This window comes from Roseixanthobacter finlandensis (genome assembly GCF_043195105.2).
In the GTDB taxonomy this organism is placed as follows: Bacteria; Pseudomonadota; Alphaproteobacteria; order Rhizobiales; family Xanthobacteraceae; genus NCEH01.
This window is the reverse complement of sequence record NZ_CM195536.1, coordinates 1,524,443-1,548,001: the sequence shown is the minus strand read 5'-3', so window position 1 is coordinate 1,548,001 and position 23,559 is coordinate 1,524,443. Positions and strand designations below refer to the sequence as shown.

At 63.5% G+C, this 23,559-nt stretch carries 22 protein-coding genes, 1 tRNA gene and 2 pseudogenes; 17 read left to right on the top strand and 8 right to left on the bottom strand.

Features of this window, described 5'->3' with window-relative positions; translation table 11 throughout:
• Positions 1 to 652: 652 nt before the first annotated feature.
• Positions 653 to 1,729: a tartrate dehydrogenase gene (locus tag V5G24_RS07175; RefSeq protein WP_394084565.1), complete on the bottom strand. Its 1,077-nt coding sequence runs from the start codon at positions 1,727 to 1,729 to the stop codon at positions 653 to 655.
• 352 nt (positions 1,730 to 2,081) lie between these two features.
• Here V5G24_RS07175 and V5G24_RS07170 point away from each other — a divergent pair, with 352 nt between their 5' ends.
• Together V5G24_RS07170 and V5G24_RS07165 are read left to right on the top strand one after the other, a co-directional pair.
• Entirely contained in the window at positions 2,082 to 2,996 is a 915-nt protein-coding gene (locus V5G24_RS07170; protein ID WP_394084564.1) for a LysR family transcriptional regulator, read from the top strand.
• Positions 2,997 to 3,402: 406 nt separating this feature from the next.
• Complete coding sequence (locus V5G24_RS07165) at positions 3,403 to 3,942, top strand: RNA polymerase sigma factor (protein WP_394084847.1); 540 nt, start codon at positions 3,403 to 3,405, stop codon at positions 3,940 to 3,942.
• Here the strand turns inward: V5G24_RS07165 and V5G24_RS07160 are convergent.
• A pseudogene (locus tag V5G24_RS07160) lies at positions 3,879 to 4,034 on the bottom strand (ATP-binding protein); the annotation flags it as partial. The gene V5G24_RS07165 and the pseudogene V5G24_RS07160 overlap by 64 nt on opposite strands.
• 165 nt (positions 4,035 to 4,199) lie before the next feature.
• Positions 4,200 to 5,111 carry a LysR family transcriptional regulator gene (locus V5G24_RS07155; protein WP_394084563.1) on the bottom strand — a complete coding sequence of 304 codons (912 nt, stop codon included), beginning with the start codon at positions 5,109 to 5,111 and terminating at the stop codon, positions 4,200 to 4,202.
• Positions 5,112 to 5,208: 97 nt separating this feature from the next.
• Here V5G24_RS07155 and V5G24_RS07150 point away from each other — a divergent pair, with 97 nt between their 5' ends.
• Complete coding sequence (locus tag V5G24_RS07150; protein ID WP_509292293.1) at positions 5,209 to 6,051, top strand: SDR family oxidoreductase; 843 nt, start codon at positions 5,209 to 5,211, stop codon at positions 6,049 to 6,051.
• Between the two features lie 280 nt (positions 6,052 to 6,331).
• The gene (locus V5G24_RS07145; protein WP_394084561.1) at positions 6,332 to 6,619 is read left to right on the top strand and encodes an SDR family NAD(P)-dependent oxidoreductase; all 288 of its coding nucleotides are present in this window, start codon (positions 6,332 to 6,334) and stop codon (positions 6,617 to 6,619) included.
• Between the two features lie 397 nt (positions 6,620 to 7,016).
• Here V5G24_RS07145 and V5G24_RS07140 read toward each other — a convergent pair whose 3' ends face one another.
• Complete coding sequence (locus V5G24_RS07140) at positions 7,017 to 7,433, bottom strand: MerR family transcriptional regulator (protein WP_394084560.1); 417 nt, start codon at positions 7,431 to 7,433, stop codon at positions 7,017 to 7,019.
• A gap of 67 nt (positions 7,434 to 7,500) precedes the next feature.
• Here V5G24_RS07140 and V5G24_RS07135 point away from each other — a divergent pair, with 67 nt between their 5' ends.
• A complete protein-coding gene (locus V5G24_RS07135; RefSeq protein ID WP_394084559.1) occupies positions 7,501 to 8,337 on the top strand; it encodes an oxidoreductase in 837 nt (278 codons plus the stop codon).
• 328 nt (positions 8,338 to 8,665) lie between these two features.
• Here V5G24_RS07135 and V5G24_RS07130 read toward each other — a convergent pair whose 3' ends face one another.
• Complete coding sequence (locus V5G24_RS07130; RefSeq protein ID WP_394084558.1) at positions 8,666 to 9,052, bottom strand: 3'-5' exonuclease; 387 nt, start codon at positions 9,050 to 9,052, stop codon at positions 8,666 to 8,668.
• Between the two features lie 524 nt (positions 9,053 to 9,576).
• Here V5G24_RS07130 and V5G24_RS07125 point away from each other — a divergent pair.
• Together V5G24_RS07125 and V5G24_RS07120 are read left to right on the top strand one after the other, a co-directional pair.
• Positions 9,577 to 9,666, top strand: a tRNA-Ser gene (locus tag V5G24_RS07125).
• A gap of 415 nt (positions 9,667 to 10,081) precedes the next feature.
• A complete protein-coding gene (locus V5G24_RS07120) occupies positions 10,082 to 10,726 on the top strand; it encodes a hypothetical protein (RefSeq protein WP_394084557.1) in 645 nt (214 codons plus the stop codon).
• A gap of 37 nt (positions 10,727 to 10,763) precedes the next feature.
• On the opposite strand, the gene V5G24_RS07115 is transcribed toward V5G24_RS07120, so the two are convergent.
• Positions 10,764 to 11,036, bottom strand: a complete 273-nt coding sequence (locus V5G24_RS07115; RefSeq protein ID WP_394084846.1) for a helix-turn-helix domain-containing protein — start codon at positions 11,034 to 11,036, stop codon at positions 10,764 to 10,766.
• A 120-nt stretch (positions 11,037 to 11,156) separates the two neighbouring features.
• Here V5G24_RS07115 and V5G24_RS07110 point away from each other — a divergent pair, with 120 nt between their 5' ends.
• The 8 genes from V5G24_RS07110 to V5G24_RS07075 all read left to right on the top strand — a co-directional run bounded on the left by V5G24_RS07110 (position 11,157) and on the right by V5G24_RS07075 (position 20,173).
• The gene (locus tag V5G24_RS07110; RefSeq protein ID WP_394084556.1) at positions 11,157 to 12,719 is read left to right on the top strand and encodes a hypothetical protein; all 1,563 of its coding nucleotides are present in this window, start codon (positions 11,157 to 11,159) and stop codon (positions 12,717 to 12,719) included.
• A gap of 62 nt (positions 12,720 to 12,781) precedes the next feature.
• Positions 12,782 to 13,246 (top strand): hypothetical protein, encoded by a 465-nt coding sequence (locus V5G24_RS07105; RefSeq protein ID WP_509292292.1) that lies wholly within the window; start codon positions 12,782 to 12,784, stop codon positions 13,244 to 13,246.
• Positions 13,243 to 14,436, top strand: coding sequence for a COG3904 family protein (locus tag V5G24_RS07100; protein ID WP_394084554.1), 1,194 nt, complete (start codon positions 13,243 to 13,245; stop codon positions 14,434 to 14,436). The genes V5G24_RS07105 and V5G24_RS07100 overlap by 4 nt, the downstream gene beginning before the upstream one ends.
• Positions 14,437 to 14,471: 35 nt before the next feature.
• Positions 14,472 to 14,606, top strand: a complete 135-nt coding sequence (locus tag V5G24_RS07095) for a hypothetical protein (protein ID WP_394084552.1) — start codon at positions 14,472 to 14,474, stop codon at positions 14,604 to 14,606.
• A 591-nt stretch (positions 14,607 to 15,197) separates the two neighbouring features.
• The gene (locus V5G24_RS07090) at positions 15,198 to 15,506 is read left to right on the top strand and encodes a hypothetical protein (protein ID WP_394084550.1); all 309 of its coding nucleotides are present in this window, start codon (positions 15,198 to 15,200) and stop codon (positions 15,504 to 15,506) included.
• 88 nt (positions 15,507 to 15,594) lie between these two features.
• Positions 15,595 to 16,554, top strand: coding sequence for a class I mannose-6-phosphate isomerase (locus V5G24_RS07085; RefSeq protein WP_394084548.1), 960 nt, complete (start codon positions 15,595 to 15,597; stop codon positions 16,552 to 16,554).
• Complete coding sequence (locus V5G24_RS07080; protein ID WP_394084546.1) at positions 16,551 to 18,836, top strand: glycosyltransferase family 4 protein; 2,286 nt, start codon at positions 16,551 to 16,553, stop codon at positions 18,834 to 18,836. Before V5G24_RS07085 ends, V5G24_RS07080 begins: the two co-directional genes overlap by 4 nt.
• Before the next feature lie 38 nt (positions 18,837 to 18,874).
• Positions 18,875 to 20,173 (top strand): glycoside hydrolase family 130 protein, encoded by a 1,299-nt coding sequence (locus V5G24_RS07075; protein ID WP_394084544.1) that lies wholly within the window; start codon positions 18,875 to 18,877, stop codon positions 20,171 to 20,173.
• A 20-nt stretch (positions 20,174 to 20,193) separates the two neighbouring features.
• Here V5G24_RS07075 and V5G24_RS07070 read toward each other — a convergent pair whose 3' ends face one another.
• Together V5G24_RS07070 and V5G24_RS07065 are read right to left on the bottom strand one after the other, a co-directional pair.
• Positions 20,194 to 20,457 (bottom strand): DUF1488 family protein, encoded by a 264-nt coding sequence (locus tag V5G24_RS07070; RefSeq protein ID WP_394084542.1) that lies wholly within the window; start codon positions 20,455 to 20,457, stop codon positions 20,194 to 20,196.
• Positions 20,458 to 20,499: 42 nt separating this feature from the next.
• Positions 20,500 to 20,754 carry a hypothetical protein gene (locus V5G24_RS07065; RefSeq protein ID WP_394084541.1) on the bottom strand — a complete coding sequence of 85 codons (255 nt, stop codon included), beginning with the start codon at positions 20,752 to 20,754 and terminating at the stop codon, positions 20,500 to 20,502.
• Positions 20,755 to 21,250: 496 nt separating this feature from the next.
• On the opposite strand from V5G24_RS07065, the gene V5G24_RS07060 reads away from it, so the two are divergent.
• Both V5G24_RS07060 and V5G24_RS07055 read left to right on the top strand, forming a co-directional pair.
• Positions 21,251 to 21,790, top strand: a complete 540-nt coding sequence (locus V5G24_RS07060; RefSeq protein ID WP_394084539.1) for a 3'-5' exonuclease — start codon at positions 21,251 to 21,253, stop codon at positions 21,788 to 21,790.
• Between the two features lie 165 nt (positions 21,791 to 21,955).
• Positions 21,956 to 23,384 (top strand): annotated as a pseudogene (locus V5G24_RS07055) (IS1182 family transposase).
• Positions 23,385 to 23,559: the final 175 nt, after the last annotated feature.

Below are 23,559 nucleotides of genomic sequence, written 5' to 3'. Positions count from 1 at the left end.
ATAATTGCGGGAGGAGCCGGATAGCCATGAGCATCATCTTGCCGACGCTGCCGGACATCTCGAACAGGCGACGCGCATCGGCGTTGAAGCGGGACGGCGTCGCCGCCTCGATGTCGCGGACATCGTCCGCGTAGTCATGGTCAGAAGCGACGCGGAAGGGGTCATTGACAATGTCGGCGGGGGTGAAATCACCGCTCTCGATCCGCCGATGGATCGTCTCCGGGTCGTTGCTATTCCGAGATGATTAGCGAGATGCAGGTTGCCCGTCTTGTCGCGCCGCGCGAACAGCGAGAGCTGGGTAAAGGCCGAGCCGCGGTGGATCAGGGCACAGCCGAAATTGTTGCAGACGCAGCCGAACACTGATGCGCCAAGGCCCGCTACGACTTTGCGACCGCTCGGCCCGACCATCTGCGGCGCGCGAAGCTCGGCGCCGAGCTGGTTGCCGAGAACGACTTTCTGCACAGCGAATTCTATTGCGACTTCGCCCGGCACCATGGGCGCCGACATGTGATCGGCAGCATGGCCGCTGTCACCGAAGCCACCCCATCCTTGTGTTCAGGGCCGACGACGCGGGGCATTCAACGAAACCCACGTCCAGTTGCTCATGGCCTGGAGATTTATTCGTCGTCCAGGTACCAGAAGGCGCGCGCGATCAGGCGTTGGCGGCGTGGATGGCCTCCATCACGCCAGCGGTGACATCGGCCGTGCGGGCGGTGCCACCGAGATCGGGCGTGTGGAAGCGCTTGTCGCCGGTGACGCGCTCGATGGCGCTCATCAGCCGGTCGGCGGCGGGCTTCTCGCCCAGATGCTCCAACATCATCACCGACGACCAGAAGGTGCCGATCGGATTGGCGATGCCCTTGCCGGTGATATCGAAGGCGGAACCGTGGATCGGCTCGAACATGGAAGGGAAATTCCGCTCGGGATTGAGGTTGGCCGTTGGTGCGATGCCGAGCGAGCCTGCCACCGCTGCCGCGAGGTCCGACAGGATGTCGGCGTGCAGATTGGTGGCGACGATGGTGTCGAGGCTTTCCGGCTTCATGACCATGCGCACGGTCATGGCGTCGACCAGCACCTTGTCCCAGGTCACATCCGGGAACTCGGCGGCAACTTCGGTGGCCACCTCATCCCACATCACCATAGCATGGCGCTGGGCGTTGGACTTGGTGACGACGGTAAGATGCTTGCGCGGACGCGAGCGTGCGAGCTTAAAGGCGAAACGGATGATGCGCTCGACGCCGCCGCGGGTGAACATGGCGACATCCGTCGCCACTTCCAGCGCCTGCCCACGATGGACGCGGCCGCCGACGCCGGCATACTCTCCCTCCGAGTTCTCACGGACGATGACCCAGTCCAGCTCGGGGCCCTGCACCTTGCGCAGCGGCGAAGTGATGCCGGGCAGGATGCGGGTCGGGCGCACATTGGCATATTGGTCGAAGGGCTGGCAGATGTTGAGCCGCAGCCCCCAGAGGGTGATGTGGTCGGGAATCTCCGGGTGGCCGGCCGAGCCGAACAGAATTGCGTCGTGATGACGGATCAGGTCGCGGCCGTTCTCCGGCATCATCACGCCATGCTGCTTGTAGTATTCGCCGCCCCAGTCGAAATGATCGACCTGAAAGGAGAAGGTGCCCTCGCGGGTGGCCATGGCGTGCAGAACCTCCACACCGGCCGATATCACCTCGCTGCCGATGCCATCGCCGGGGATAGCCGCGATCTTGTAGGTCTTCATCGAAGGTTCTCCTGGACAGGATGTAAAATCAACGGTCGAAGCGGCACGCCGCGAGGAGCCCGGCGCTGGCGGGGGCGTCCGTCCCATGCAGCGCCGGGACAGCAAGGGCGCGACAGCACGGGCGTGACCTTCCGGAAAGTTGTGATTGGAATGGCGGGGACCAGCGTCGAAGGGCACGCCTCGACCGGCCTGCGTCTGTGCGCAGCATTTCGCCGTCCTCCCTCGGTCGTGATCGGCGCTTATGTTCACACCTGTCCCACCTATCCTAGGGCGGTCGCGGCCATCCTTTAATCGAGGCTGGATTATATAATTTATTGAAATAATCTGGCTGCCCCCAGAGAGATGGCCGGCCATGGATCTTCATCAGCTGAGATGCTTCGTCGCCGTCGCCGACGAGCTGCATTTCGGCCGCGCCGCGCGGCGCATGGACCTGATGCCTGCCGCCTTCGGACGCCATGTGCAACTGCTTGAGGAGTCGTTGGGCACGCGCCTCTTGGTGCGCACCACGCGCAGTGTCGCGCTCACCGATGACGGGGTGATGCTACTGGCGGATGCGCTGCCCCTGCTGCGGGCGGCCGACGAGATGACGCTCCGGTTCCGCGAGCGGGTGCGGCTGACCGCGTTGACGCTGCGCCTTGGCGCGGTCGATACCGCCGCCGCCGGCCTGGTGCCGATGCTGCTGCATGATTTCCGCGCCCAGCGGCCGGACATCGTGGTCGAGCTTGTGGAGGACAAGACCGTCGGCCTGCTGCCGCGCCTGCTGTCCGGGCGGCTCGATCTTGCACTGATCCGACCGCCGAGGCAGCTCGCCCGCCAGATTGAGCTCCGCCATCTGCTGCGTGAGAGCGTCGTGGTGGCGGTGCAAAGCGACCATAGCCTTGCCCGCCGCTCCTCAATCACGGTTCACGAGCTGGCGGAGGAGCAGCTTATCGTTCCAAACCGCAGGCTGCGGCCGCATAGCCACGACCTCACGATCAAGCTGTTCGCCCAGGCGGGGCTACGGCCGACCATCGCCCAGGTCGCGGGCGAAAAGCAGACCATCGTCGGCCTCGTCGCCGCGAGGCTCGGCGTGGCGCTGGTTCCGCGATGGACCGCGCGAATGAGCATTCCCGGGGTAGTCTACGTGCCCCTCGCCTTCCCCGGAGCGGAAGAGCTTGATGTCCTGCCGCTGGCGGCGGCCTGGACGAACGGCTCGCACGATCCCGTCCGCGACGACATGCTGGGCCTGCTGGAAAGCAACCTCCCGCGCTACCGAGCGGAAGCATAGCGCGGCCAGAGCGGTCTGATCCCGCGTAAGGAAATCGGACCGCTTGACGTTGGAGTGGCCTACTCCCGGTTCAGTGGACGCGGGGGTGAGCTAATTTGGCTCGTTCCTCGAGCTCGACGGGGCTCAGATTGCCCTGTGTCGAGTGCCTGCGTCGGCGATTGTAGAAGCGCGCGACGTAGTCGGGCGGGGCGAGCGCGCTGCTGGCCGTGAGTATCAACCCAGCCGCAGCCGCGACACGCCGCCCCACTTCCGCTGGCGTGGCGGGTGTTCAATGCGGCAGGTCAATGAGTTTTGAGTTGAGGGATCAATATCTGCAGCCGGACACGTCGCGTGTCTTCTTGACCCTGGAAGCGAGTTGCGGAGCTATCTCCGGCGGCGCCTGCGCGACGGGCACACGGCCAGCAACATGGTGCAGGATACCTTCTTGAACGTACAGGAGCATCCGGAAACCCGCATTCACGACCTTCGCGCCTATCTCTATGCCATCGCCAGCAACCTGCTGATCAACCACCACAAGCGCGAAGCCCTCCGACGGACGGAGACGATGGCGCCTGAAGCCTTCATGCAGATTGCGGCGGACGAGCCCTCGCCGGAGGATATTGTCGATGTTCGCCTCCAGCTTGAGCGCGTCCATGCCCTTGTGCAGGAACGGCCCCGGCGCACGCAGGAGATTTTCGTTCTGAACCGGATCGAGGGTCTCACCCATGCCGATGTGGCACGCCATCTGGGCATCTCGGAAAGCTCGGTGCAGAAGCATCTCGCCACCGCCTCGCCCATATGGCGCGCCGCCTGCGCGCGCGGTGAGGCGTGCCGGTGCGGGTCGATCCAAAATCGGGGGCGGATTACGGTATCGGCACCCTGCTCTCTATCCAGCGCGGAGCTCGCCCGGTCCAGGCCGCGGATGAAGCCGGCGGGATCGGATCGGGCGGCCTGGAGGACCGTTTGATCGTCGGGCATGACACAGGTCCGGCCGGCATCTCCCATTTTTCGGACAAGCGTGGTCTTGCCGGCACGGCGTGGGCCTACGATCAGGACCACCGGCGTATCAGAAAGGGCTTCCTATGCCCGTCGCTCCACAAACCGGGGCGCAGCCACGTTTCCCTGCACGGGACGGGCGGAAGTGGATGACGCATCGTCATGGATGCAGGCCGACGGAACCGCCTAGAGCACGCACTGATCAGCTTGCATCGCAAGCTGATCAGATCAGGCTCTGGTCACACCGATGGGCGTGGCTTTAAGTACATCGATAAAAGCACGAAGGCCGGCGGGCACCTGACGATGGCCAGGGTAGTACAGATACAAGCCCGGATAGGTCGGACACCAGTCTTGCAGCACGGCCTTCAACGCGCCGGCATTGATATAAGGTCCTGCCAGCGGTTCCGGCACGAAGGCGATCCCGAGCCCTTTCAGCGCCGCTTCGACCATCAGCTCGGTGCGGTTAAGAGTCAGTGGCCCGGTGACATCAAGATTCAACGCATGACCGCGCTGCTCGAACTCCCATTTGTATGGCCTGCCGTTCGGCGTGCGCGACCGGACACATTGGTGCCTGGCGAGGTTGTCGGGCGTAAGCGGCGCTTCGCGACCGGCCAGATAAGCTGGCGAGGCGACCGCGAGCATCCGCGACGGGCCGCCGAAGCGGACCGCGACCATGTCGCGCGGCACGGCTTCTCCCAGCCGAAACCCTGCATCATATCCTTCCGCCACGATGTCGACCAAGGCCGCCTCCGCAACGAGATCCACGGTCATTTCGGGATATCGTCCCAAAAATCTTGGTATGATGGTCTGCATCAGCAGCATCGAGACGGTCTCCGACGCAGTAAGCCGCAGCAGACCGTTCGGTTGCTCGCGCGTCGCGTCGACTTCGGCCAGCGCAGTATCAAGCTCACTGAGGATGGGCAGCAAGCGAGCGACCAGCCGTTCACCCGCTTGCGTAGGCGATACGCTGCGCGTGGTCCGATTGAGCAGGCGTGACCCGACCCGGGCTTCCAATCCGGTCAGCATATGGCTGATCGTTGACGACGCCATGTCCAGCTCGTCGGCCGCCTTGCGAAAGCTCCGATGCCTAGCGATGGCCGCGAGAGCCCGCAGCTCGACCAGGGTGGGCTGGTTATTCATGCGGATTTACCATCATGGCATGCCAAATTAGGCGGGTTATGGCGACTAATCCTAAGGCCTATCTTTCTGACGAACAACCTCGGTGGAAGGAATGAAAATGGCCCGCACCTGGCTAATCACGGGGATCAGCAGCGGCTTCGGCCGCGAGATGGCCGAGCAACTTCTCGCACGCGGTGATCGTATCGCCGGCACGCTGCGCAAATTGAACGCCGTGGAGGACCTCAAGGCCAAATACGGCGATCGTCTCTGGACCGCTCAGCTCGACGTGACCGACGTTCCGGCGATCCACGATGTCGTATCTCGGGCCTTCGCGGCGCTCGGCCGGATCGATGTGGTCGTCAACAATGCGGGCTATGGCCTCTTCGGCGCCGCCGAGGGGCTGACCGATGCGCAGGTTCGCCACCAAATCGATACCAATCTGATAGGTCCGATCCAGGTGACACGGGCCGCCCTGCCGCATCTTCGGGCGCAGGGGGGCGGTCGCGTCCTCGCTCTGTCGACTTATGGCGGGCAGGCCACCTATCCCGGTGCATCACTATATCATGCGAGCAAATGGGGGCTTGAGGGCTTCTTCGATTCCCTCGCCGGAGAAGTCGCGGCGTTCAACATCGGCGTGACGATCGTCGAACCGGGAGGTGCCCGCACAGCGTTTCGCAGCACCGCCAGCGCCCGCATGGGAGCCGAACCGGACGCCTATAAAGGGACACCGATCAGCATGATCCGCTCCGTGCTGGACGACCCGAAGCGCATGCCGAACGGCGATCCCATAAAAATGGTACGCGTGATGATCGATACCGTCGAACAGGAACCCGCGCCCCGCCGGATCGTGTTGGGCAGCGATTCCTATACGATGATTGAGAAAGCGCTCAGTGAGCGGTTGACGTCCGTGCAGACGCAAAAGGAGTTGGCCGCCTCCACGGATTTCCCTCCCGAAGAATGAGGGACTCGCAATCCAGTTCCGAGAGGAGTGTCGGCTCGATCCCGCCTATGCCTGGCGCGCTATGATGCGTGGTCAGGCGGCCAAACGCCTGCGGTGATTTGACTGGCCTGATCGGACGCGGCGCTGATTTGGTGCTCAGGTCATGATGGCTGCCGATACAGAATGACCAGGCGCGTGCAAGGGGAGCTTTGGAAACCTTGAAGCTTTCGACTATGATTTTAAGGAGGGCTTTATCAACCGCATCGCATCGCTCTTTGCAGCCAAGGGACGACTTGTAAACTTGGCATCGGGAGGGCACCGCTTCGCTGATGTCAATCTGGATAATCCGAATTTTGAGAGCACCGATTACGACCCTTGGATTGTGTATGCTCGCTCGAAGACAGCCAATGTACTGTTCACGGTGGAATTTGCCAGACGCTACCGTGGTCGCGGCGTGCAGGCCACCGCCGTCCATCCCGGTGCAATCAGGACCGTCCTGGCCCGGCACGCAGGCGAGGATGTACCCAACCAGATGATCGAGAATATCAATAAGGAAAAGGAGGCGAAGAGGGAACCTTTCTTACTTTGAGAAAACTATCGCATAAGGAGCAGCGACGTCACTCTAGGCCGGTATTCTCGCTCACGCCGACGAAGTCGGCGAACGCTACTGCGAGAATTGCCATGTCGCGACGGTTACCGAGGCGCAGCTTTCTCCCGACGCCGAAGGTGTCCGTCCCTACGCTCTGGACGCTGAACGCGCGAAGGCGCTGTGGGCCGAGAGCGAAAGAAATGGTCGGCGAACGCTTCTGGAATGTGGCGGCCAGGAGAAACGGTACAGTCGGCGCGCGACGGTTCGAGGTTGGAACCCGAACCTGTCATGCTGGCGGCTGAAGGAAAACCCGCGCCAAGCCGCCGTGTCCCTTCACGCCGGAGCGGCGGGCCCGCTCCAGTTTGTGGAGTTTGTGGAACAATTGGGACAGGCAGATTTACCGGTCTGCCATCTTCGATGATGCCCGGCAGAATTTCCGCGCATGGTCGGCGCCCCTGCCCGCCCGGTATGCCTCAAGCTTCGCTTCGATGAAGCGGGCTATTTCGGACAGGTCGGCGATCCTGCCCCGCATCGCCGTGAGCCGTTCCTCAAGAAAAACAATCGTCTCCGCATCGCTCAGCTGATGGTTCCCGAACGCCTGCAACAGCGGCATAATTTCCGCGAGCGACAGACCGAGATGCTGCGCCTGCTTCACCCGCTCGATCGCCGGAAGCACCGAAGCGTCATAGTCACGATAGGTACGAGTTCCGGCCCGGCGCGGGATCGAACCGATCAGCCCCAATTGCTCGTAATGACGAATGCCGTCCTTTGACAACCCGGATAGCCGGGCCACTTCTCCAATCAGCATCATCATCTCTTGACTATGGGGTTACCCCATAGCTTAGGTGAACGGCCGACTTGTTACAATGTCGGAGAACCCCATGACTTCAGCATCGCCTCCCGTCGCCCTCGTCACCGGCGCCTCCTCGGGCATGGGTGCGGATATCGCCAGCCGCCTTCTGTCCGAAAGGTATGTCGTCTACGCCGCGGCCCGGCGAACCGAGCGGCTGGCGACTCTCGCCGGCAAGGGCGCGAAAGCAATGGCGCTCGACGTGACCGACGAGGCGCAATGTGTCGCCGCCGTCGAGCGGATCATCGCCGAGCAAGGGCGGATCGATGTCCTCATCAATGCAGCGGGCTATGGCCAATATGGAGCGATCGAGGATGTGCCGCTCGATCTCGCGCGCCAGCAGATAGAGACCAACCTGCTCGGCCCGGCACGGCTGATCCAGCTTGTCCTCCCGCACATGCGCGGGCGGCACAGCGGCAAGATCGTCAACATATCCTCGAGCGGCGGCAAGTTCGCCTTCCCCTTGGGCGGTTGGTATCACGCCTCCAAATTCGCGCTCGAAGGCTATTCGGACTCGCTGCGCAACGAGGTCCGGCAGTTCGGCATCGATGTGGTCGTGATCGAGCCGGGCGGTATCCGCTCCGAGTGGAGCGGCATTGCGGCAGAAGAGAACCGGCGGCTATCAGGCGAAGGCGCCTATGCCGATCTTGTGGCCGCAGAGATGCGCCTGCGCAAGCAGGAGGCGCGCGCGCCGGGGCCGGAGGTGATCACCGACCTCGTGGTGCGGGCACTGCGGGCAAGGCGCCCGCGCCCGCGCTATCATGCAGGGCTCGCGGCCGGCCCCTTGCTGTTCCTTCGACGCCAACTTTCGGACCGGATGTTCGATCGGCTCATCATGATGGCCTATCGCGGCAGGGGCGAACCCTAGAACCTGATCCGTGAATCCGTCTCTCAATTATTGATGGAGAGCGATTCACGACTCGCATCGACGCACCGAAGCCACGCGACGCGCTCGGCCCGGACGGAGCCCTCGGCGCGCAACGACGCCCCGTTCTGGCCGGGCGGCCTGCCGCACATCCGGCGATATTCCCGGCTGAACTGTGAGAAACTATCATAGCCCACGGCGAGGCCGACCGTGCGATGTCCCCTGGCTTGCGCTCAGGCGCGCCCGTGCCGCCTGGAGCCGGAGCTTTTTCTGGTATTGGATGGCGTCAGCGACGTCGCGATGCGGAAGCGGCGATGGAACGAGGTGACGCTCATCCGAGGCGGCGCTCATCCGAGGCGGCGCCAAAGGGCATTTCTTCAACGTGGCCGACCTCGCCAACAAACAGGAAGTCCATCGCGCGGGTCGTTGCCACGTACCAGAGGCGCATCTGCTCCCGCTCCCTCTCAGCCACCTCGTCGGCGTGAATCGCCGCGTATGGGGGCGCGGCGATGCCAAACGCCTTCCCAGTAAAGATGCCAGCTGCGCGGTCCGGAATGGCACCTTCCGTCGCGGGCGGCGCGGATATCGTATTGATCGGAATAACCACAGGCCATTCCAGACCCTTGGCGGAATGCATGGTGATCAGGGAGACCGCATCCGCCTCGCTGTCGGGGCGCCCCTCGGCGGTGCGCTGGGCATCATCCCATCCGCTGCTCACGGACTGCGCGAATGCAGTCCAGCGACGCCGTGACTCATCTCCAGAAACCGGTCCACATTGGCCAGGGCGCGCTCTGCGCCATCGCCATGGCGGGCGGAGCAGCGAGCGAACACGCAGCTCCTCCACCGCTTGGATCAACAATGTATAGGGCGTATCGCTCGCGCCCCCGCACCCCTTCCCGCGCGGGCCTCCACGGGCTGATCACAGGCGATTGCGGGAGGGGTGCAAAGACTTGTGTTGAGCCGGGCAGAAAGTTTCGCCGACCGGCTTGTCTCAGGCGCGCGAGCCGCTATATTCCGCCGCCTTGCCAGAGCGTGGCGCTTCAACCGGCGTCGCACGTTTCACGACAGCTTCGGCGGGTATGCAGTGCATCGCGCCTGTGCTCTGTCCGTCACAACGGGCAAGACCGGGTGGTGCACGGAGGACGGCGGGCTCGGGACGGCTGAGGGCATGAACATGCTCCGATGCTTCCCCGCGCCGCTCCCCTGCATATGAGTTCCGCGCGCGCCTTCGGGCCGCGCCGTGGAGAGGTGGCCGAGTGGTTGAAGGCGCACGCCTGGAACGCGTGTATACGGGCAACCGTATCGAGGGTTCGAATCCCTCTCTCTCCGCCAATCATTGCGATAAGTCGTTGAAATTAAAGACTTATCTATCTCGAACGATGCCTCTCCCCACATTGCACCCCACATTCTGATCGTGCTGCTCTCGCGTGCGCGCGAGGCGACTATCTCGAGTTGATGAACACGTTCTGCGCCTCCGCGTTGAGCAGCGATCTCGATTGTATCGGGCGTCATGCCTCCCCAAAGCCGCTCTCGCGGGCAGATCAGATACATCGCCGCCTTGAGCCGCTGAGGGTCAAATATTCAAGCGCGATTTGAGGTTCGACTCGAAGCCAAAGCCTCCCCTCCGCACGAGTTGCTTGACAAAACGACGGTATTATGATACAATACAGAGGCGGAGACTGCCGCCAGCCTTACGAAAGATCACATCATGACTGTCAAATCTCAGGCCGCTTCCTCCGGCATTCTCGTGCTCTTCAATGCCACGCCGTCCCAGGCGGCAAAGTTCGAGGGCGAGGCCGCCGAAAAGGCGCGCGCCGCTGCCGAGGGCCTCGGCCATCGCTGCGTGACGCTGAACCCGGCGAAGGAGGCAAAGCTCATTGCCAGCCTGGCGCGCGGCGCCTTCGACAAGGAGGGCGCTCCCCTGCTCGGCGCTGTCACGCCGCGCATGATTAGCGAGCTCTCGGCCGTGGCCGATAGCGCGGCCAAGGCGGCGCCTGTCGTGCAGCTGATTCCGAAGGCCGCTGAGGCCAAGACGGCTGCGAAGGCGGCGACGGCAGCGCCGACGCTCGAAACGGCCGCTGAGACGGCCTCGGGCGCCACGGACAAGCCTGTCTCTGCCGTGGCCATCGCATCGCAGAACAGGCTCGATGGCGGCAATCTCGGTGTCGTCAGTAAAGAGGTCGCCGTGGGGCTCTGGCCCCAGATTGCCAGCGGACACCTGGTGCTGGCACCGGACTATGAAGAGGGTGAGTTCAACGGCTGGTGGCCGGCCGAAGTGATCAATCGCGATGCGACCCGGGCCACGCTCAAATGGCACGGCTTCGACGATCTGCCGGTGATCACGCGGCCGATCAGCCAACTCGCCCTCATGCATCCCGATTGCAAGGCGTGAGCGGAAAGCTGGGAGGCCTCAAGGCCTCCCAGCATTATCATCCGGTAGGCTTCCGACGAGGGGCGCGCTTTCGGATGGGGGGCGCTGGCTCGCTCGCCCCAGCGACGCTTACTAATGTCGACATCTCAACGCCAAGAGCCTGCGCGATAGCCCATATTGTAGTGAGTGTGGGATTTCTGCGCCCGCTTTCTAAGCCGCTGACGTAGGCACGATCGACGCCCATGCGTTCGGCCACCTCTTCCTGCGAGAGGCCGATCGCCAGACGGCAGCGTCGAACGTTTGCACCAAGCACATGTTGCGCATCCACCATGGTGCGATGGCGCGTCATTGTGCACTACTGTGCTACGCATTATAGTGCACGTTACGAAATTCATCTCCGCCGATGCCCGATTTTTCCAGGGCTTCGCCCCCTCAGAAAGGAACCCCTCCGATGGCCTCTCCCAGGCTGATCAGGACGCTTGCGCTGTGCGGCTGCCTTGGCCTGCTCGCCTTCCCTGCCGCGGCCCGGTCCGAGTACGGTTACAAGGATCGCATCTTCGAGCAGAAGTACGTCCTCCCGGAAAAGCCGAGCGACAACGAGCTGGTTATGCTCCGCCTGTCGCTCATGATGATCGGCATCACCCCCGAGCAGATTGACGGCTTTTTCAATGCGGAACTGGCGCAGGCCATGGGCGGCCTGTGCGATTGGGCGGCGCTCCAGAAGAAAGGCGTCTCGCGGCCGCCGCCGTCGCCCGCACAGAATCTCATCGCGCAGGCGCCGGAGCCTTTGTCGAAGCTTGACGCAAAGCCCCGGCGGCCTGAGGTGACCGGCACCGAGCTTTGCCTGGCGCAGACGGTGCTCTTCAAGAAGGCCTATGGCGATGGCCTCTCGACCGACCGGCAATTGAGCGATCTGGCGGCCGCGACCCGCAGGCGCTTTGCGGCGAACTGGATCCCGCAGGCCGAGTTGCAGCGGACGGACGTGCAGACCGCCGCGCAGCGGCTCTGGACCATCCTCTGGCGCGTGCAGCGCCTGGCCGGTGTGGGCGTTGCCGTCCCCGCTGCCGATGGGGGTGCCTTGGAGGACCTTCCCATCAAGGAGGCCCTGAAGCAGCTCGTGGGGGATGAGCCCTACGCCACCATCGATCGCCGCCTGACCGAGATCGAGGAGGACACGGCACGCTCCCTTCAGGCGCGCGAAGCGGCGCGCAAGCAGCAAAACGCACAGCGCCAGGAGGTAGCCCGCCGTCAGGAGGAAACGCAGCGCCAGGATGAGGCGCGCCGTCAGGAGGACACGCGCGCGGTGCGCGATGCCGAGGCGCGAGAGAGGCAGGCACAGGCGCAAGCCAATATCGCCGCCAGTGCTTTGGACGCGGCTCAGGCGCGTGTCGCGTGGGCGCGCCAAGCCGTGCAGTCGGCCGAGCGGCGCTTGCAGGAGCGCTCCGCCGCCATCCAGGCTGATCAGGCGCGCCGCATGCAGAGCCTGGCCATGGGTATGGCGCGTGGCCCGTCCGGCATGGCGCAGGCGTTCCAGGGTCTGGCGGGCGGCGGCGGTCCCGATCCGTTGGAGGGAGTGCGGCGCGAGCGAGCACAGGCACAGCGCGAGCTCGACCAGGCCATGGCCGCGCTCGCAGCGCTGCGGTCGGCGCAGAAGGTTGCCTCGGCGTCGCAGGCCGCATCGGTCGCGCAGCCAAGCGAAGAGCGCTGCGTCGAAGGCGGCCGCTGCACCATCGTCGAGCGCACGGTCTTCTGCCGCACCCCGCAGCAGCTCACCACCTTGCTTTCGGAACGGCCGGGACCAGCGCGGCGGCGCGTGCGCGACATCCTCACAGACGCTGGGGAATGCGCCGTGCTCGATGTCGGCGAAGCCCTCTCATGGACCGGGCCGCGCCTTGCCATCCAGCCGAAGGGCGAGGCGGCGGCAACGCTGCTTCCCGCCCAGCTCGCCGATGGCCGCACCGGCTTCGTGCTCAGCGGCGGCGTCGGGATGGCCGCGCCCGCCACGCAGCGCTGAGCCGCGATCTCACTCTCGTTTCCATCGCGTCATCACATCATCGCGTCATTCTGGGGGAAAGCATGAAAGTTCTGATGAAAAACCCGAAGACGGGCGAGCTCAAGCGCATCAAGGTCGGCTGGAGCTGGGTCCTGTTCTTCTTCTCCACCTTCTTCGGCATCCCGCTGTTCCTGCGCCGCCTCTATGTCTGGGGCATCCTGATCAATGTGATCAACTTCTCCACCAGCATCAGCCAGAGCCTGGCGGACCTGGAGCCGAAGGACGTGGCCCTGGTCGCGCTCACGGCCTGCATTCTTGATCTGACCCTGATGATCTTCTTCGGCGTCAAGGGCAACGAACTGACGGCCAAGAATTATCTGGAGCACGGCTGGGTGTTCGCCGATCCGGACGCGCAGGAGACCTGGTACGCCAAGACCCGATGGAGCCTCGCCATTGACCGGCCGCCGTATCGCACCGAGCCCAATCGCATCGAGCCCAATCGCATCGAGCCCAATCGCACCGAGCCGCCCATGCGGAGCGAAGGATGATCTCGCGCATCTTCGCAAGCGTTGCCGCCGTCGCCATCCTGGCGCTGGCGGCTTCGTCAACCCAGGCATTGGCGGAAGAGCCGGATTGCGATGCGCCGGACTATCGCCCCGCCGATTTGCGCAAGCCCATGCGCTTCTTCTCCCCGCCGAGCGCGATCTGCAGCGGCAATGCCGTCGAGCGCGCAGACCTCGCCGTCGGCATGATCACGCCGGAGACGCCGCAGGCCTTCGCCGCCTTCGCCCGCGACAATCCCGATGGCGGCATGCTGCAGTTCGTCTCGCCGGGCGGGGATCTCGCCTCCGCCGCCAAGCTGGGCGAACTGATCCGCAAGGCGGGCTTCGGCACCAGCCTCGGGGAGGTCTGCATCGGCGCTTGCGCCTATGCCATTCTCGGCGGCGTGAAGCGCTACATGATCGCGCAAGACCCCGGCGCCGAGGACCAGGGCGATCTCTTCGACCGCTTCGAGGGCGCCACCGGCACCCGCCTCGGCGTGCATCAATTCTCCTTCTCGGGCACGACGGCCTATACCCAGCAGATCATGGGGCGGCTGATCGACTACACGCTGAGCATGGGCATAGATCCCCGCTTCCTGGCGCTCGCGGCCAAGACGCCGGAAGGCGCGCCCCACTGGCTCACCCCGGACGAGATGCGGGCCTGGAATATCGACAACACCGCGCGCCGTTATATCCCTCTCAGCCTGCAGGCCGCCGGAGGCATGGGCTCCGCGATCGGCGCCACTGCCGAAGTCGCCAGCAGCCGCTTCGACGACACGACCCGCCTGCGCCTGTTCTGTCGCAAAGGCCGCAAGACCCCGCTCGTGGCCTTGGTGTTCCAGCCGGGCTCGCGCGATACCGCTCTGGGCCAAAAAACCAGCCGGGCGGATGATGTGCTGAGCATGCTGGAAAACCTCGACATGGAGGTGCGCTTCGAGCGCGGCGGCACGCTCAAAGTCTCAGCGCGCGTGCTCGACATCAAGCCCAGCCCCACCGCCGAGGCGCCGTTCCAGCTCATCGCAATCCTGGAGGTCTCGGGGGTGTCATTCCAGGAGCTGGAAGCCGTGGTCGCGGTCTCGTTCCAAGACGCCGGCGATCTCTCCCGCGCCGATTGGTCGATCCAGGACGCCCTGCGCTTCCGCGTCGCCGGAGACCGACGTCTCATTCCCCTCGCCATGGCGAACTGCGCGGAGTGACTTCCGCGTCCCTGCCCATCAAAGGAACCACAGATATGATTGCCGCACTCATGGCGTCCGTGCTCGCCGCAACGCCTGTCGCCTGGATCATCAAGAACGGTGTCGATGGACAATCCCGGCGCCCCTATTCCATCGCCATGTTGCCGAGCGACAAGGCTGTCATCCGATGACACGCTCGAAGATTGGAATCATATATGTCATCGTCCGGCCAAGCGAGGGGGCGCCACCTGGGTGGCGAGATATGGTTTTGAGGAAAGCGCACAGTCAGTGCTGTCGCGAACCCTAAGCCTTCGCTTCTTGATCCCGCAGCGCTGTGTTGGATGGCTCTTAAGGGGTAAGCCAAGGCTGGCGTTGGCTCATAAAAGGAACTTCTTACACGATGTAAATGTTGCATCACGCTGGAGTGGCGGAAGAAAAATTTGGAATTACGAAGAGTAAATATCTTTATTGTTCCGAACAATTTTCTGAAAAAATAAGCCTAAATTTCGATGAAAATCTTGTAATTTCGATGTTTCGGCTTACTATTGATAATATGATATTGGGACTTTCGTGTGTGTTTTGTCGTTTAGATATATAGATGCTGGCGAAAATCTAGCAGACGCACGCTTGTGCCAACCCTTGCGTACCGGTCTTTCCTATTTCTGTTGCCGTCTTCGGAAATCCGACGTGCGGTAGAGCGGTACTGCGTGGATCGCCATCGAAAGAAGCGATGTCGTATCCATAGGAGCAAGAAATATATCCAATGTAGTGGAGTGTTTACCATGCGCTATATCGGTGGAGTTGCGGGCGAGGGCGTGCTGAGGTGCGACGGGCAGGAAATAGGTCGCGCGACCTATGACTTCGACAGCTTCTTCAATGCACCCGTCGGCATCACCAGTTCTGGGGAAATCCGGCTTTCGCCGGCGGCCCTGCGTGGGGTGTTCGGTCGGCGGGTGGTTCAACTACTGACCGACGACGGGCGCCTGCTGAACCTGACCTTTTCCGATAAGGAGCTGCGTCTGGAGAGCGATGCAGCCCATGTGGACGTCACCGGCGACATTTCGTCCGCTGTGCCGAACCGGCGTCACTGACCGCTGCGGCTGGCGCATCGCGCCAAACGAATGAACATGCCCGGTCTCAGATCGTCCCGATCTCAGCGGCACGGTCGAGGAGACGATCATGGCAATCGAACAGGCCTGCGTGCGCGTGGTTCGCAAGCCATGGGGCAGCACCGACCTGCTGCCGTGGCGCACCATCGCCCCTGTCGACGGTGCCATCGGCGAACTCTGGTTCGAGCGTGCCGATCCGCATGCTCCCGAGACGGCCCTGCTTCTCAAGCTGTTGTTCACCACTCAGCCCCTGTCGATCCAGGTCCATCCCGATGATGCGTTCGCGCGTACTCTCGGCCAGGAACACGGTAAGACGGAAGCTTGGTACATCCTTTCCGCCAGGCCCGGCGCGCAGGTAGCCGTCGGCCTGAACGGTCCGCTTACGCCACCACAATTGCGCACCGCGATCGAAGATCACTCGATCGCCGAGCGCATCGAATGGCGCGACGTGCTCAAAGGCGATGTGGTCTGTGTCCCCGCCGGAACCATCCACGCGATCGGAGCTGGTCTCGTCATCGCCGAAATCCAACAGCGCAGCGACGTGACCTTTCGCCTTTTCGACTATGGCCGCACGCGTGAACTGCATGCCGACCAGGCCGTCGCCGCAACACATATGGCGCCGCTTTCCCCGCAAGCGGCGCCGCGTGCACTGGGCAACGGCCGGACCTTGCTGGCGGCCACGCCTTATTTTGTCCTTGAACGGGTCGATCTTGCCCCCGGCGTAGCCTGGTCGCTGGACGCGCCGCACGAGACCTGGATGCTGATGCTCAAAGGCAACGCCCGCGTCGGCGGCCTCGACGTGGCGGTCGGCGGCGCGATCTTCCTGCAGGGGGAATGCGCGCCGATCAAGGCCGGCCTGCGCGGCGCGAAGGCGTTGATCGCATATGCCGCCGATGCGCCGCAACCGGATCTGCTGGCTGCGCCCGAGCTGTCGGCGGCGGCAGCGCGGACCGCCGGTTTCGCCGCCCCGACCCAAGTTTTCCCTTCCCCAGCGGACACATCCTTCCGCGCTCCGGAGATGCGACCGTGACCCAAGTCAAGCATGTTGCCTTCATCGGCAATTCCCTGCCGCGCCGCTGTGGCATAGCCACATTCACCACCGATCTTCAGCATGCCATCGCCGCTGCGCCGGCGCAGATCACCACCTCCATCGTCGCCATGAACGACCATGATCAAGCCTATGATTATCCCTCCACCGTGATGGTCCAGATCAATGATGACCGGATCGAAGATTATATCCGTGCGGCGGAGACATTGAATCGCGCCAAGATCGATGTTGTCAGCCTGCAACACGAATTCGGCATCTTCGGTGGGGAAGCGGGCGCCTATATCGTGGCATTGCTGTCGCGGCTGAACATGCCCATCGTGACCACGCTTCATACCGTGCTCGCGGAACCCAACGCCGCTCAGCGGCGCGTGATGGAGCGTATCGTCAACGTCTCATCCAAGCTCGTCGTCATGGCCGAGAAGGGGCGCGACCTCCTGCTCGCGGTCTATCGCGTGCCGCCGGACAAGATCGAAGTCATCCCCCATGGGATTCCCGACTTTCCCTTCGTCGCGCCCGGCGCCGCGAAGGCAAGACGGGGGTTCGCCGGCCGTTCGGTCATTCTCACTTTCGGCCTTCTGTCCCCGAACAAGGGGATCGAGGTGATGATCGATGCCATGCCGGCGGTCCTGAAGCAGGGCCCGGACGCGGTCTATGTGGTGCTTGGCGCGACCCATCCCAATCTCGTGCGCACGCAAGGCGAAGCCTATCGCGAGAGCCTGGTGGCGCGGGCGCGGGCGCTCGGCGTCGAGGCGCACGTGGTGTTTCTCGACCAGTTCGTGGACCAGCCGACCCTGCTCGACTTCATTTCCATGTGCGATGTCTATGTGACGCCGTACCTGAACGAGGCGCAGATGACCTCCGGCACCTTGGCCTACAGCTTCGGCCTCGGCCGGGCGGTGGTCTCCACGCCCTATTGGCACGCGCGGGAACTTCTGGCCGCCGGCCGGGGCGCACTCGTGCCGTTCGGCGATTCCCCCGCCATCGGTGCGGAAATCGCCGATCTTCTGACCAATGACGCGCGGCGTGAGGCCATGCGCCAATGCGCCTATGCCGCCAGCCGTTCCATGACATGGGAGCGCACCGCCGAACGCTACGTCGCCACCTTCGAAAACGCGCGGCGCGCGCATCGCCTGAATGTTATCGCCCAACGCACGCAGGGTGCGCCGGCGCATGTGCGCCCGCCGGTGCCCACTCTCCATCTCAGCCATTTTCTGTCGATGTGCGACGATACCGGCCTCTACCAGCATGCCGTGCATGCGGTGCCCGACCGGTCCCACGGCTATTGCGTCGACGATAACGCGCGCGCCCTGCTGCTGGCCTGCGCCCTCAATGCCCCGGGCGAAGCACCCTTGACGGAGGTCATGACGACCCGTTTCGCGGCGTTCGTGCAACATGCCTGGAACCCGGACCTGCGACGGTTTCGCAATTTCATGAGCTTCGATCGCCGCTGGCTGGAAGAGAGCGGCTCCGAAGACAGCCACGGGAGGACCCTGTGGGCGCTCGGCACCTGTGCGCGCCTGGACGACAATGCCTCCCGCCGGCGCTGGGCGGCCGATCTGTTCTGCGCGGCGCTGGGCACGGTGGAAGGCTTTTCCTCGCCCCGCGCCTGGGCGTTCACCTTGCTGGGCCTCGATGCGTATTGCGCGGCACATGCGGACGACCCGGCGGCGAAGCGCATGCGGCTTCTGCTCGCCGACCGGCTGATGGTGCTTCTGGGGCGGGTGGAGACCAAGGATTGGGTGTGGTTCGAGGAAGGGCTCTCCTACGACAACGCCCGCTTGCCCCAGGCGCTGATCCTGACCGGCGTGTCCAGCGGCACGCCGGACTATGTGGAGGCAGGCTTGCGGGCGCTCCGCTGGCTGGTGACGCTCCAGACCGCAGCGACCGGCGTGTTCCGCCCCGTGGGGACCGAGGGGTTCGCGGATGTGCGGACGCCGCCGGAGGCCTTCGACCAGCAGCCCGTGGAGGCCGCCGCAACCATTTCCGCATGTCTCGCGGCATGGGATGCGGATGGCGATTCCACATGGCGGGAAGAGGCCGAGCGGGCCTTCTCCTGGTTCTTCGGCAGCAATGATCTTTCCGCATCGCTCGTCGATGTCGAAACGGGGAGTTGCCGCGATGGCCTGCATCGCGACCGGCCGAATGAGAACCGCGGCGGGGAATCCGTCGTGTCGTTCGCCCTGAGCGTGGTAGAGATGCGCCAGCTTGCCCAGATGCGCGGCGAGCAAACACAGGCAGCCCCGTTTCGCGCCCTGAGCGCCTGATCGCCCGACAGCGAACCATCAACCGAACCGAGGCCGCCGTGTCCCATCCCATGTTTTTGAACCGGCAGGCGCTCTACCTGCGTCCGGACCCTGCGCGCGTGGTCGTGCGGCCCTTCAAGCCCGCGACCGAGCCGCGCGACTTCAACCCGACCGACAAGACGCGGGCCAATCATATCGTCGACCGGGTGCTCGCCCTCGATGCGGAGACCGCCGAGAGCCAGCTCGCCGATGTGCTGGAGAATTTCCAGGGCCGGCACCGCAACCTGCTGGCCACATTCGATGCCCGAGCCGACGAAATGGAAGAGGCGCTCGCGGCGCACGACCTCTTCACGGCCACCCAGCGGCGCCTGGTCGGGGCCTATTTTCTCCACGAATATTCCTTCGAAGCCTCGGCCCTGTTCAATCCGAGCATCGTTGCCCACCCCGACCAATCGGGGGCGCCGGAAGGCGGGCGACGCTTCATCCTCAGCTTGCGGGCGGTGGGCGAAGGGCACATTTCCTCCCTGACATTCCGATCGGGAACCATCGCCGCCGACGGCAGCGTCAGCATCGATCCGACCGTGCGCCTGGCTTCCACCCCGACCATTCGGGCGCGGATGCCCGGCCCCGAGGGCGAGCATGTGGAGGTGATCTTCGGGGCGGAGGAAGACATCAGCGAGCGGGTGATCTTCCCGGTGACCGAAGCTCAATCCAACGGGATCGAGGACGCGCGCTTCGTTGCGTTCGAAGAGGAAGGGCAGCGCACCTTCTACGCGACCTATACCGCCTATAGCGGCAAGGCGATCCGCTCGGAGTTGCTGGAAACCCAGGATTTCGCATCCTTCCGCCTGACGCCATTGCGGGGCAGCGCGGCGCGCAACAAGGGCATGGCGCTGTTTCCGCGCAAGATCGACGGCCGGTTCGCCATGATCGGGCGCCAGGACAATGAGAATCTGTATCTCATCACGTCCGATGATCTCTATTCCTGGGACGGCGGGCAGTTGATCTTGCGGCCGCAGTTTCCCTGGGAATTCGTCCAGATCGGCAATTGCGGATCGCCGATCGAGCTCGACGAAGGCTGGCTGCTCCTGACCCATGGGGTTGGCCCGGTGCGCAAATACGCCATCGGTGCCGTGCTGCTCGACAAGGCCGACCCGTCCAAGGTGCTGGCCCGCGCGCGCGAGCCGCTGGTGCGGCCGGAACCGTCCGAGCGGGAGGGCTATGTACCGAATGTGGTCTATACGTGCGGGGCCATGCGGCACAAGGACCAGATCATCCTGCCCTATGCGGTTTCCGACACCTTCTCGAACTTCGCCACCATCAGGATCTCGGATCTGATGCGTCTCATGGAAGGGTGAGAGCCTGCGCGGGCGGGCTTTTAGAAGTCCGCCGCCGACAGGCGGTAATGGCTCTGGCGGCGCTTGGAATAAGCGCTGGTCGCGACCTTCTGAATGCGGACGCGATTGCCGTCGAAGACCCGCAGCAGGGACTCTTCATCCTCCTGCACGTCGGATTTGATGCGGCGCAGCGCCCCCGTCTCCACCTGGAAGGCGACTTCGAAGGCACCGTCATAGCCCCAGAAGCAGACGCAGTTCCGCACCATATCGAAGCTGCGGCTCACGTTAGGGAAATTAAGCGCCATTGTCGCTTCCACTCACGGTCAGAGCTTGCCGAGAGTGCGGCATCACAGCGTTTGGTCACGGTCCCTCATCAGCGCTGCATCGAGATCGTTCTGGCTGACCGGGACAATCTGGCCGGGCCTGTGCAACGCGGAGTCGGCAGGCAGGTGCAGGTTGGTCGCCACAAGCCGATAGGCGGCATGGGAAACGCCCGAAATCTGCTCGTTTTCAGTTTCCACTATGTTGTCCCCGGCGGCCTGAACACCGTCAATGCCGCGCACTTCGAACGGCTGAGAAGATGATATCGTTTTCTGCTTCATGAATGAAATAATCGCATCTTTTCCCAGAGCAATTTACCTATCTAAAAATGGGGTAAAATTCAATTAATGTAAGATGCCAGAAAAATAATAGTTTATTTCAAATTCGGGTTCGAATTTTGTCTGGATAAGAAAGTGGAGTCGGCTTCGTGCGATCTTGAGAATTTCCCACGCACGTGGCCTTGCGCGGAACCATCTTGTGGAGGGCGTCTGGCACTGCTTGCGACGGCATGCCAGCACGCAGTGTCCAAGCCTCGCCGAGGCGCCGTTCCAGCTCATTACCGTTCTGGAGGTCTCAGGGGTGTCGTCGTTCCAAGATCTGGAAGCCGTGGTCGCGCTCTCCTTCCAGGATGCCCTGCGCTTCCGCGTCTCAGGAGACAGGCGGCTCATCCACCTCGCCATAGCGAACTGCACCGAGTGAGCTCCCGCCAGTCCGGACGCCCGAGCCCATGGAGCAAGGTGGCGGTATCCGAGATATGGGGGTAGGAGGTTTCTCCAGATGCCGGGTAAGGAGCAGCAATTGCCGACGATTCCGTGGCCTCTCCGCATCATCGATTTTGAGGCGAGTTCTTTGGAGGATGGCGGATATCCCATCGAGGTGGGTGTTGCCGTCTGGCCGGCGCTGGAGGAGCCTATCCAGGTGTGGTCGGCGCTTATCCGGCCGACGCAGGATTGGACCGACTTCGGCCATTGGAGCGAACTCTCGCAAGACGTGCATGGCATCGATCGGGCCGAGCTTGCCACAGCCGAGCCGCCGATGGTCGTCGCCAGGACCCTGAACACGCTGATCGGCAGGGGGCCAGTTTGGTGCGATAGCGGCCCCTTCGACGCCTATTGGATGGATGCCCTGTTCGAAGCGGCGGGTATAAAGCCGAGCTTCACGCTGCGCAGTTGGGATGGTCTGCTTCGCGAACTCGGCGATGAAGTGAGCGAGGGGATACGGGATCAGCTGGAGCACGCCGAAGTGCGGCACCGGGCTGGCGAGGACGCTGCAATGCTGATGGACGCGCTTGCGGCCGGGTTGAGGTGTGGGTGCTGATCGGGAAAGGCGCCGAAGACCTCGACATCGAGTAGCACCGCGCAAATGGCGCTGTTGACCCAAAGCTGCCTTCCCGACACGCCCTCGCGAAAGGCCGCTTTGCGCCCGAGGCTGTGTGAAAACCCCTGATTATGCTATGTTTAGGCACTTCTTCGGAGGTGCCAGATGGGACGTTTTGTCGAGGCTGCCGACCGTCATCAGGCGAGCTTTCTGCCCGCTTGTTTGGAGGACTATGTCGATCCCGACAATCCGGTCCGCATCATCGATGCCTTTGTCGATGAACTCGATCTTGCCGAGCTCGGTTTTTCCCGCGTGCAGCCGGCATCGACCGGCCGCCCCGGGCACCATGCTCAAGCTCTATGTCTATGGATACCTGCATCGGCTGACCTCGAGCCGGAAGCTAGAGCGCGAGGCGGGCCGCAACATCGAACTGATGTGGCTGACCGGCAAGCTGGCACCCGACTTCAAGACGATCGCGGACTTCCGCCATGACAATTCCAGCGCGATCCAGATCGCGTGCCAGCACTTCGTCGCCATCTGTCGTGCACTGGGTCTTGTCGGTGGCGGCATGGTCGCAATCGACGGGTCACGCTTGCGCGCGGTGAACACGCACGAGAAGAACTACACCAAGGGCAAGCTGGCGCGCCGGAAGGCCCATGTCGTGGAAAGCATCGCGCGCTATCTCGCCGAGCTTGAGGAAGCCGACAGTGCGGAAACCGGACCGGCCACTCCTCGGATCCATCACCTGACCGAGCGACTGGCGTCGCTGCGTGGTCGGCTTCGCGAACTCGAGGAGATTGGCCAGCAACTGCAAGCCGCTCCCGATGAGCAGGTGTCGCTCACCGATCCCGATGCCCGTGCCATGGCGACCGGGAGCGACCATCGCGGGGTCGTCGGCTACAACGTCCAGGCGGCCGTCGATACCCGGCACCACATCGTCGTCGCCAATGCGGTGACCAACCGCGGTCATGACCGCTCGCATCTGCTGGAGATGGCCACAGCGGCCCAGGCCGAGACCGGCGCTGCCGAAATGATCGCCCTGGCAGATCGTGGATACTATGAGGGCGAGCAGATCCGCGCCTGCACCGAAGCTGGCATCATCCCGATGGTGCCCAAGCCAAATACCTCGCCGGCTCAGGCGCGTGGTTTCTGGAGCAAGGCCATGTTCGTACATGAGCCTGAGACCGACACCTACCGCTGCCCAGTCGGCGCACAGCTCCAGAAGCGCTTTGCCAGGGTGGAGGGCGGCAAGCTCATAAGCGTGTACTTCAACCAAAGGGCCTGTGGTGCCTGCGCATCTCGTGCGCTGTGCACGGCCGGCAAAGAGAAGCGTATCCGACGATGGGAGCACGAAGCGGTGCTCGATGCCATGGAGCGCAGGCTTCAAGCGATGCCCGAAGCCATGGCGGTCCGCCGCTGCACGGTCGAGCACGTCTTCGGCACCATAAAAGGATGGATGGGCGCCACCCACTTCCGAACGCGCGGCCTCAAGAACGTCTCCACCGAAGCCAGCCTGGCGATCCTGGCCTACAACATCAAGCGCGTCATCGCCGTCGCCGGCGTTGCATCGACCCTCAAAGCGATAACCGGGTGAACGGAGCTAATGCGCGCCGTGGCAACAACCTGAGCGACGAGCCATACTGAGTTCTCACACAGCCTCGGGCCCAAGTCGGTCGTTCAACGCGCTCATCGCCGCTCCGAAAGCTGACGTTAGGTCAGGTGGCGCCGACGGACACGACTGGTGGAGAGCGGACAGGCCGCTTTGGAGC

Coding starts and splice junctions, on each gene's coding strand:
- V5G24_RS07175 (WP_394084565.1), bottom strand. CDS start 1,729: ATGAAGACCTACAAGATCGCGGCTATCCCCGGCGATGGCATCGGCAGC.
- V5G24_RS07170 (WP_394084564.1), top strand. CDS start 2,082: ATGGATCTTCATCAGCTGAGATGCTTCGTCGCCGTCGCCGACGAGCTG.
- V5G24_RS07165 (WP_394084847.1), top strand. CDS start 3,403: ATGGTGCAGGATACCTTCTTGAACGTACAGGAGCATCCGGAAACCCGC.
- V5G24_RS07155 (WP_394084563.1), bottom strand. CDS start 5,111: ATGAATAACCAGCCCACCCTGGTCGAGCTGCGGGCTCTCGCGGCCATC.
- V5G24_RS07150 (WP_509292293.1), top strand. CDS start 5,209: ATGGCCCGCACCTGGCTAATCACGGGGATCAGCAGCGGCTTCGGCCGC.
- V5G24_RS07140 (WP_394084560.1), bottom strand. CDS start 7,433: ATGATGATGCTGATTGGAGAAGTGGCCCGGCTATCCGGGTTGTCAAAG.
- V5G24_RS07135 (WP_394084559.1), top strand. CDS start 7,501: ATGACTTCAGCATCGCCTCCCGTCGCCCTCGTCACCGGCGCCTCCTCG.
- V5G24_RS07115 (WP_394084846.1), bottom strand. CDS start 11,036: ATGGTGGATGCGCAACATGTGCTTGGTGCAAACGTTCGACGCTGCCGT.
- V5G24_RS07110 (WP_394084556.1), top strand. CDS start 11,157: ATGGCCTCTCCCAGGCTGATCAGGACGCTTGCGCTGTGCGGCTGCCTT.
- V5G24_RS07105 (WP_509292292.1), top strand. CDS start 12,782: ATGAAAGTTCTGATGAAAAACCCGAAGACGGGCGAGCTCAAGCGCATC.
- V5G24_RS07100 (WP_394084554.1), top strand. CDS start 13,243: ATGATCTCGCGCATCTTCGCAAGCGTTGCCGCCGTCGCCATCCTGGCG.
- V5G24_RS07095 (WP_394084552.1), top strand. CDS start 14,472: ATGATTGCCGCACTCATGGCGTCCGTGCTCGCCGCAACGCCTGTCGCC.
- V5G24_RS07090 (WP_394084550.1), top strand. CDS start 15,198: ATGCGCTATATCGGTGGAGTTGCGGGCGAGGGCGTGCTGAGGTGCGAC.
- V5G24_RS07085 (WP_394084548.1), top strand. CDS start 15,595: ATGGCAATCGAACAGGCCTGCGTGCGCGTGGTTCGCAAGCCATGGGGC.
- V5G24_RS07070 (WP_394084542.1), bottom strand. CDS start 20,457: ATGGCGCTTAATTTCCCTAACGTGAGCCGCAGCTTCGATATGGTGCGG.
- V5G24_RS07065 (WP_394084541.1), bottom strand. CDS start 20,754: ATGAAGCAGAAAACGATATCATCTTCTCAGCCGTTCGAAGTGCGCGGC.
- V5G24_RS07060 (WP_394084539.1), top strand. CDS start 21,251: ATGCCGGGTAAGGAGCAGCAATTGCCGACGATTCCGTGGCCTCTCCGC.